Source organism: Candidatus Eisenbacteria bacterium, from assembly GCA_016235265.1.
Classification (GTDB): Bacteria; Eisenbacteria; RBG-16-71-46; order RBG-16-71-46; family JACRLI01; genus JACRLI01.
The window spans coordinates 115,571-125,481 of record JACRLI010000004.1 but is presented as its reverse complement, the minus strand read 5'-3'; the positions used below and the strand labels follow the sequence as shown (position 1 = coordinate 125,481).

Here is a 9,911-nt window from a genome sequence, read left to right as displayed (position 1 = left end):
AAGGCCTAACAAACCAAACGACACCCGATTGCCGGTTCTCAGCCGGGCGAGTTCTCGAGCCCCGCGGGGCGGCCGGCGCCGGGTGCTTCCGGCGCCGGCCGGGGGGGAGCGGCCGCGGGGCCGCCTACCGCCGCGCCGGGCGTCCCGGAGGGGGCTTGGTGGCGGCCCGACCCGGGCCGTAGGCCCGCTTCAAGCTGCCCCACGTGGTCGGCTGAACCGGCGTAGCTCCGCACACCTGAAGCTGATACGCCAGGAGCTGGGGGGCTCCCCCGGTGCACGGATCGGCCGGGTTGGAGGACAGGTGGATCTGCGCCAGCGCCTGGAACGCGTAGTCCACCGCGTACAGCCCCAGCAGGCCGGGCACCTCGAAACTGGCCCGCTGGAGCGAGTCCGAGGTCTCCACGAGGCAGAAGATATCGAAGAAACTATCGGAAATCACCGCCGGCCCGGCGCTCTCGAAGACCTGGGAATTGGACCCCAGGTCGGCGTAGGTCTCCACGTACTCCGTGCCCGGAGCGGGCACGAACGGGCTCATCCCCGTGGACGGCGGGTAGGCCGCCGTCCAGGGGGCCGGATCGTCCATGGGATTCACCACGCTGCCGTGCGGCAGCAGAGTCAGGCCGCGCAGGTGCGTGTTCTCCGGCAGGGTGAGGGCCACCACCACGCCGTTGTCCGGGGCCATGGGCCCGGCCAGGGTTCGCGGAATGGTGCGGAAACCGGCGCCGCCGGCGCCGCTGGAGCAGATGTACTCGGGGCACATGGTGAAGCACAGCACCCACCACTTGTTTCCGGAGGTGGGGTGGATCAGCGGGGGCATGGAGATGATCGGTCCGTTCACCGGGTGCTGCTGCACCCCGCCGGAGAACGCCCCGGTGGTGGTGCCCGCCGCGTGAGCGGCCGCGGCTGCGAGGATGAGCGCGAGCGCGCCGATGGCCCCGATCGAGGTCTTGAAGGCCCTCCGATCAGGGACAGGCATGGCGGGCGCCGCGCGCCGAATGGAAATGCGTGCCGCTTGCGGCATGGATAGCCTCCTGCGTCCTTGAGGAGAAATTCCGACCCGGTGGGAGTCCGGGGAGGGTCACGGAGCCCGGACCGTCCTGGGGAGGGAGGTCCGGATGTGGGGGGTAGGAGCGGCCGGAGCAAGGCTGGCACCCGGCGGGGGAAGCGTCAAGGGGGAAGGGAGGGGGGAAGGGAGACCACGCCGAGCTCCACCCCGGCGGGCGCGGGACCCTGAGGGGGGTCGCCCATCACCACGCGCACCTGGTGCGTCCGGCCGTCACCCGACAGCGGGATGGCCCGGTGGTCCACTCGCACGCCGTCGAGCGTCGCCTCCGACACGCCGCGGTTCCTGCGTCCGGGGTTTTCCACGTGGATCTCGTAGAGGTCCTTCTCGTGGCGCCACCGCACCACGAAGCCGCTCCACGAGCCGGGGATGCAGGGCTGGACGGCGAAGTGGCGGCCCCGGCGCTTGAGCCCCAGGATCGACTCGAGCCCCAGGCGGTACATCCAGGCCGCCGAGCCGGTGTACCAGGTCCAGCCGCCGCGGCCCATGTGCGCCGGGTGCGTGTAGACGTCGGCCGCCACCACGTAGGGCTCCACCTTGTATCGCTCCACGTCGGCGGCGGTGCGGGTGCGGTTGACCGGGTTCAGCATGTGGAACAGCTCCACGGCTTCGTCCCCGTTGCCCAGGTGGGCGATGGCCATCACCGTCCACACCGCGGCGTGGGTGTACTGGCCGCCGTTCTCGCGCACGCCCGGCACGTAGCCGCGGATGTAGCCGGGGTCGAGCGGGGCCTGGTCGAAGGGGGGCGCGAGCAGCTGGATCACGCCCGCGTCTCGGCGCACGAGCTGCACGCGGACCGCGTCCAGGGCGCGCTCGGCCCTCTCCCGGGGCGCGGCGTCGGACAGCACCGCCCAGCTCTGCGATATGGAATCAATGCGGCATTCCTGCGCCTGCGCGGAGCCCAGCGGCGTGCCGTCGTCGAAGTAGGCGCGGCGATACCAGTTGCCGTCCCAGGCCTGCTCGAGCATCGTGCCCATGCGCTCCCGCTCGGCGCGCCAGCGCGCGGCGCGCTCCCCGTCCCCGCGGGTCTCCGCCACCACGGCGAAGTCGTGCAGGATCTTCGAGAGGAACCAGCCCAGCCACACGCTCTCCCCGCGCCCCTGGTGCCCCACCCGGTTCAGGCCGTCGTTCCAGTCCCCGGCGCCGATCAGCGGCAGGCCGTGGCGACCCATGGTCAGCCGGCGCTCGACTGCCCGCACGCAGTGCTCGTAGAGCGTCCCTGTCTGCCCCGACATCGCTGGCTGGCCGTAGGCCTCCAGCTCGCCGGCGGAGAGCGCGGGCGCCTCGAGGAACTCCACCGGCAGGTCCAGGATCGCGTGATCGCCGGTGCACTTCACGTAGTGCGCCACCGCGTACGGCAGCCACAGCAGGTCGTCGGAGCAGCGGCCGCGCACGCCGCGACCGGTGTGCCCGTGCCACCAGTGCTGCACGTCGCCCTCCACGAACTGGCGGGCGGCGCAGCGCAGCAGGTGAAGACGGAACAGGTCCGGCCGCGCGAAGGTGAGCGCCATCACGTCCTGAAGCTGGTCGCGGAAGCCGTAGGCTCCGCCCGGCTGGAAGAACCCGGTGCGGCCCCACAGCCGCGAGCTCACCGACTGGTACAGCAGCCAGCGGTTCATGACCAGGTCGAAGGAATCGTCCGGCGTCTCCACCTGCACCGTGCCGAGGATCGCCTCCCAGCGCGCCTCGACCTGCTCCAGGGACTCGCGGGCGGCCTCCGGGCTGGCGAATCGGGCGGCCAGGCCGAGCGCGTGCGCGTGGTCGTCGCCCTGGCCCAGCAGCACCACCACCTCGCGCGTCTCGCCGGGCTCCAGGTCCACGCGGAGCTGGAGCGCCGCGCACGGGTCGAGGCCGGCGCCGAAGCGCCCTCCGAGGTTCTCCCGGGCCAGGGCCGCGGGACGGCGCAGCGAGCCGTTGCGCCCCAGGAACTCCAGCCGGTCCCCGGTCGCCGTGCTGGGCCTCACGCTGGCGTGGGCGAACGCCACCCGTCCGGGAAAGTCGGTGTTGTAGGGATTGCGCGCCAGCACCGCGCCGGTCCCGGGGTCCTGCTCGGTGATGACGAAGCGGTGATCTCCGGCGCGCGGCGGGCACAGCGCCCACTCGTTGTAGGCGAACAGGCTCAGGCGCCGGGGGAGCCTGGAGTGGTTGGTGAGCCTCACCCGGGACAGTTTCACGGGTTCCTCGGTGTGCACGAACACCGCCAGCTCACAGGTGATGCCGTGGGCGCCGTGGGCGTAGCGCGTGACGCCCGCGCCATGGCGCGTGACCCAGCGGCCTTCGTCGCCGTGGCGCGGCAGCGGGCCCGGCGTGGCGCCCCAGACTTCCCCGCGGTCCTCGTCGCGCAGGTACAGCGCCTCGCCGCTGAATTCGCTCACCGGATCGTTGCCGAACGGGGTGAGGCGGTTCTCCCGGCTGTTGCCGGCCCAGGTCCAGGCCGCGCCGGTGGCTCCCACCACCGTGCCGAAGCGCTCGTTGGCGATCACGTTCACCCAGGGCTGGGGGGTGTCGGCTCCGCCCCGCAGCACCACCGCGTACTCGCGCCCGCCGCAGGCGAATCCCCCGAGCCCGTTGGCGTGCGTGAGCGGCGGAGCCGGGGTCTCGGGAGCGGCCTCGCCCGCGTGCGCGGCCGCCTGCACCGCGCGCCCCGCGTGCGCGGGGGACCACGCCGGCTGCGGGTACGGCTGACGGAGGTGGTCTTCCAGGTCGCCCTGCTCGCCGCCCAGCACCGCGCGCGCGGCCGCCAGCAGCACCACGCGGTGGGCCTCCGGCATGCCATCCCCGCGCAGCAGGAACACCCCGCCGGGCCGGTCGCGCCAGGCGGCCCAGGTGCCCTTCTCGAGCACGCCCAGGAGCTGTTCCTGCATTTCCTCGAGGTAACTCCGCTGGTACTCGTTCAACAGCACCACGTCGGCGCTGAGCCCCTTGAGTCGCCAGTATTCCTGTGCGCGCAGCACCTGGCGCACCAGGGACACGTCGCGGTCCTGGACCACCCGGACCACCAGGATGGGCAGGTCGCCGGAGACGCCGTGCGCCCACAGGCCGGCCTGGCCGAGCGTGTTGCCGGCGAGGAACCCGGGGGAGGCGCGCAGGGTGGCGTCGGTCCACAGCACGTGCGAGGCGAGCCGTTCATAGAGCTGCGCCTCGGCGGTGGAGATCCCGAGGTGACTCAGCCGCATCTGCGTCTGGGTGGTGGCCAGCGCGAAGGTGCGGGCGGCCGAGGCGGGATCGTCGTACTTCTCCGCCAGCGCGATCGCGGCGGCGCGGCTGGTGGCCACACCCGTCGAGAACGCCAGCCGCACCTGCCCGCCGGGAGCGATACGCACGCGCCGGCGCAGGCTCAGGACCGGGTCCAGCACCGCCCCGGTGGTGCCGGAGAGGGCCCGCCCATCGAGTGCGACGGGGTTCTCGGCCGTGTGCCCCCGGCCCAGGAACCGGGCCCGGTCGGTCTCCCACTCCACCGCGCCCTGGGCGCCGTCCTCCGCGCTCAGGACGTGCACCGCCCACGGGGTGACCTCGTCGGGAGAGCGCGGGCGGCGTCCGCACAGCAGGGCGGTGCACTCAGGACGGTACTCCGTTTCGAGGAACAGCTTGAGGAACGCCGGGTGGGCGAGGTCGTCGCCGGGCGGCGCGAGCACGATCTCGACCAGGCTGGTGACCTCGATCTCGCGCAGCACCCCGGTGTGGTTGGTCAGGGAGATGCGGCGCACCTCCACGTCGTCCTCGGGGGACACCACGATGTCCAGCCGCGTCTCGATGCCGTCGTCGGTGCGTTCGAACAGCGCCTGGTCCGCGAGGAAGGTCACCCGGTAGCGCTCCGACTCGCGGCACACCGGCTGGTGGGCGGCGGACCACAGCAGGCCGCTGCGCACGTCGCGCAGGTACAGGAACTGACTGCCCGGGTCACACGTCGGATCGTCCCGCTGCCGCGTGACCGCGTGCCCGCGCCACGTGCTGGCGCCCCCGCCGGCGTTGGTGACGATCGCGGTGTACTGGCCGTTCGAGAGGAAATGGGTGCTGGGATACAGCGTGTGCGGCGACCGGAAGCGGCGCGGCGCGGCCGCGGGTACCTGCGGCTCGACGCGCGTGGATTCGGCGGGGCGCGGCCGGGTGACCGGCACGAAGCGCGGCACCCGCTCCTGCAGCAGCGGCTCGGTGGCCCGCACCCGGGGATCCGAATGGAAGCGCCGCACCATCGGGGCGCCGAGCACCGCGTTGGTCAGCGCGATCAGGCTCATGCCCTGGTGGTGCGCGAAGAAGGCCCGGACGTCGCGGACGCGGGCATGGCCGGTCGCGGGCTCGCCCTCGGGCGCGTCGGCCTTGCGCGGCGTGTAGTCGAGCGCCTCGATGAACCCGTAGCGCCCCAGGGCGCCCGCGCGCCCCAGCCGGCGGATGTTGGCGGCGGCGGCGCCGGGATCCACCAGGGCGGCCAGCGCGGTGGCATACGGCGCGATCACCAGGTCCTCGGCCAGGCCGCGCTTCAGCCCCAGGCCCGGCACACCGAAGGCCTTGTACTGGTAGCTGCCGTGGGGGTCCACCACGTTGTAGGCGGACTCCGAGATGCCCCAGGGCACCCGCTGCCGGTGCCCGTACAGGATCTGCGCGCGCACCGCCGCGCGGCAGGCGTTCTCGAGCAGCGTCTCGGGGTGGCTGCGCAGCAGCAGCAGCGGCATCAGGTACTCGAACATCGAGCCGCTCCACGACACCAGCGTGGTGCAGCCCTCGACGCCCACCAGCGCCCGCGAGAGCCGGAACCAGTGCTCCTGCGGCACCTCGCCGCGGGCGACGGCGATGAAGCTCGCGAGCCGGGCCTCCGAAGCGAGCAGGTCGTAGTAGGACGCATCCAGGCGCCCGGGACCTTCGGCGTCGGCCAGGCGGTAGCCGATCGAGAAGACCCCGCGGGCGCGGTCGTACAGGAACTTCCAGTCCATGGCGTCGGCCAGGGACTCGCAGCGGCGGGCGAGCTCTTGCAGCCGCGGCGACACCGACCCGGATCCGCTCACGGGCTCCGCCAGTCGGAGCAGCTCCTCCGCGAGCAGCCGGTCCCACCCTTCGACCGCCTCGGACTCGGGGCCCGCAGGTGCGCCCTGCAGGGCCTGCCCAACGGCGGCGCGCAGGCGCCCGGCGCGTTCTGCCACGGTATCGGCTCCGGCGCCTTCCCTGACCGCACCCACCGGGTCCAGCGTCGCGCGCAGCGCGTCCAGTTCCCGCTGCGCGCGGTGACAGCGCTCGCGGTGCGACGTGCCCGCGTGCGCCCGGTGCTCGAGCGCCAGCAGCGCCTCGGAGAGCACGCCCGCGGCGTCGGCGGCGCCCGCGCGCCTGCGGTCGGCGCCTGGCGCCCGCGCCGTCGCCCCGTCCGTGGCCCCGCCTGGCACTCCGTCCGTGGCCCCGCCCGGCGCCCGCCCCTGCGCCCCGTCCGCGATCTCGCGCAGCCCCGCCGACAGCGCCATCAGCGCACCGGCCAGGTTGCCGCTGTCCACGGTCGAGACGTAGCGCGGCAGGAGGGGCGCGAGCTTCTCCGTGTCATACCAGTTGAGGAGGTGCCCCTCGTGGCGCTCGAGCGCCTCCACGGTGGCGAGCGTGTTCCCCACGCGGTCCGCCAATTCCGTGTCGCCGAGGTAGCCCAGGTCGTGCGCCGCGAGCGTCGAGAGGAGCCCCATGCCGATGTTGGTCGGCGAGGTCCGGTGCGCCACACGGAGGTCCGGCGCGAACTGGGCGTTGTCGGGGGGCAGCCAGTGATCCTGCTCCGTGACGAACCGCTCGAAGTAGTGCCAGGTGCGGCGCGCGATCCGGCGCAGCTGCGCCGCGTCCGCGGCGCCCAGCGCCAGCCGCCGCGGGACCACCGGCCGGCTCAGCCACCACGCGACCATCGGGGAGGCCAGCCACGCGGCCAGGAACGGGAGCGCCAGCGGCAGCGCGGTGGCCCGCAGCGGCAGCACCCCGAGCAGCACCGCGAGGGCGGCGGCCGGGCCCGCCCACATCTCGACCACGAACACCCGGGGGCCCTGGCGCGCCAGCAGGCCGGCCGAGCGCGCCGCCGTGGCCGCGGCGGTCTCCCACTCCAGCAGCCGTCGCTGCGTGATCACCATCCGGACCAGGGTCAGGATGATGGCGTGCACCATTTCGTAGGCGTGGCTGGCCAGCAGCATGACCTGCAGCAGCACCTGGGCGCCCGCGGTCTCCAGTTCCGACCACACGTCGCGCAGGTACACGCCGAACGGCTGCTGCGCGCCCGGGCCGCGGGCCAGGTGCACCAGCGGCGGGAGCAGCGGGAAGCCGAGCACCGCGAGCGCGGCCAGGGTCCAGCCCAGCGGCGAGCCGGGGAGCCACGTCCACGCGGACGCCAGCATGGCCACCAGCGCGGGCGCCACCAGGCTGCGGCGCAGGTTGTCGAGGATCTTCCAGCGGCTGATGAGCGGCAGCCGGCTGCGCTCCAGGCCGCGCCGCGTGGGCACCAGCGGCAGCAGGTGCAGCAGGATCTGCCAGTCGCCGCGCACCCAGCGGTGCTGGCGCCGGGCGTGGGCCAGCACGCTCGAGGGGAAGTCGTCCACCAGCTCCACGTCCGACACCAGCGCGCAGCGCGCGAACAGGCCCTCGAACAGGTCGTGCGAGAGCATCGCGTTCTCCGCCACGCGGCCCTCCAGCGCGGCGGTGAAGGCATCCACGTCGTAGAGACCCTTGCCGGTGAAGCTGCCCTCGCCGAACAGGTCCTGGTAGGTGTCGGACACCGCCGTGGTGTACGGATCCACCCCGGTGTGGCCGGCGTACGCCCGGGCGAACAGCGAGCCGGCCGCGCTGGCCATGGTCACGCTGACGCGGGGCTGCAGGATCCCGTAGCCCTCCACGACCCGGCCCAGCCGCGGCTCGAAGCGCGGCCGGTTGAGCGGATGCTCGATCACCCCGATCAGCTGGCGCGCCACGTCGCGCGGAAGCCGGGTGTCGCTGTCGAGCGTCAGGCAGTAGCGCACCTGCGGCAGGATCCCGGGGGCGCCCACGCGCACCGTAAAGCTGGTGTCGGTGGCGCCCCGAAGCAGGCGGTTGAACTCCTCGATCTTGCCGCGCTTGCGCTCCCAGCCCATCCAGGCGCCCTCGCTGGCGTTCCAGCGGCGACCGCGGTGAAACAGGTGGAAGCGGTCTCCCGTGCCCGGCGCGTAGCGCGCGTTGAGCGCCTCGATCCCCTCGCGGGCCGCCTGCAGCACCTCCTCCTCGCCGGGCACGTGCTCCGCCGCCGCGTCCGGGAAATCGGTGAGCAGGGCGAAGTGGATCCTTGGATCCATGTTGCCGAGGGCATGCACCTCGAGGTGCTCCAGCAGGGTGTGGGCCCCTTCCACCGAGGACATCAGCGTGGGCACGATCACCATGGTGCGCGCCGGCTCGGGAATGCCGCCGCGCAGGTCGAGCCGCGGCAGCAGCTTCGGCCGCGCCACCCGGTGCACCACCCGGTGCAGCAGCGCCACCGCGAACTCGCTGGCGGGGACCAGCGTGAGCAGGCCCACCCAGAACCGCGTCCAGCCCGTCGCGTGCGCCGCCCCGGCCGCCGCGCACGCCGCGGCCACGCCGAGCCCGGTGAGGAGCGCCACCGAGCCCAGGTAGATGGGCGTGGCATGCTCGAAGATCAGCTGCTTCACGTGCCGCCGAAGCGGGGGGTGGTGGGCCACGTCGTGCTCGAGCTCGCGACGCCCGCCCCCGACCAGGTGGTAGCCGACGTGCGCCTCCCTGGAATCGGCGCCCAGTTCCTCGGCGGCCTGGCGGGCGCTTTCCACGGCCCGCAGCGCGACCCGGACCTGGGCCTCCCCGGTGGGATCGGCCAGCTCCTCCACCGCGTGGCGGTAACCGTCGCGGCTCATGAACTCCATGCGGCCATACACGCCCGAGGGGTCGCGCCGGAGGATGCGCTCGATCAGGCTGACATCCTCGACGTACTCGTTCCAGTCGATCGTGGAGCACAGCCGCAGGCTGGTGATGGAGTTGCCCATCGAGACGTGATTCATCGCCTGCCGCTGGTGCTCGGCGCGCACGGCCTCCTCCACCGTGGTCCCCGAGGCGTCCAGCCGCTCCTCGAGCCGCTTCCTGAGCCCGGCCGCGCCGGCGCCGAACTCACGCATGCGCTGCAGCAGCTGGTCCACGAAGGCCACGTGGGGGCGCGGTGGGAGGCCCGGCGGGGATTCCCGGTCCGGTCCGCCCTCGAACTCCGCGAACAGGCGGTCCGCCTCCAGCCGGCCCGTGCGGCTCTCGATGAGCTCTTCGGACAGGCGGCGCAGGTGATCAATCAGCGCGAGCTTGAGCATGCTCGGCCAGGCCCACAGCTCGCCGATGCTCAGCGGCGCCACCGTCTGGTAGGCGTAGACGAAGCGCTCCAGGCGCCGGGCGTCCAGGCGGGCGTCGCTGTAGCGGAGGAGCTCCACGGCCATGGCGTACACGCGCGCGGTGCCGGCGAGCTCGCGGGTGGTCAGCTTCGGAAGTTCGCGGTAGTAGCGGGTGGGGAGATGGCGGCGAATCTCGCGCATCTCGGCCTCGACCAGGTGGAAGTTGTCGAGGAGCCATTCGGCCGCGGGCGGAACCGGCTCGCCGCGGCGCACGTCGCCGGCGAGGACCCGGTAGGCGACGCGGAGCACCCGGGCGTCATCCGCCAGGCGGCGCAGCAGCCGGGGCGGGCCGCGCTGCGGGTTTCGCGACAGCGTGAACTCCGCGGCCAGCGCCCGGGCCCGCTCCTCGAGGCGCTCGACACCCAGGAGCTCCCCGTGCAGGGGGCTCGAGTCGAGGCCGATGAGCCTGCGGGCCGCCCCGTTCGACGGGCGGGCGCGGAACGGCACGGACCGGGTGCTGGCCATCAGCCGGGGGTCCTTTCGCA

2 protein-coding genes are annotated in these 9,911 nt (G+C 73.4%); both read right to left on the bottom strand.

Features of this window, described 5'->3' with window-relative positions; translation table 11 throughout:
- Nucleotides 1-124: 124 nt before the first annotated feature.
- Nucleotides 125-976 carry a hypothetical protein gene (locus tag HZB25_02525; protein MBI5836098.1) on the bottom strand — a complete coding sequence of 284 codons (852 nt, stop codon included), beginning with the start codon at nt 974-976 and terminating at the stop codon, nt 125-127.
- Between the two features lie 191 nt (nt 977-1,167).
- Nucleotides 1,168-9,891 carry a hypothetical protein gene (locus tag HZB25_02520; protein MBI5836097.1) on the bottom strand — a complete coding sequence of 2,908 codons (8,724 nt, stop codon included), beginning with the start codon at nt 9,889-9,891 and terminating at the stop codon, nt 1,168-1,170.
- Nucleotides 9,892-9,911: the final 20 nt, after the last annotated feature.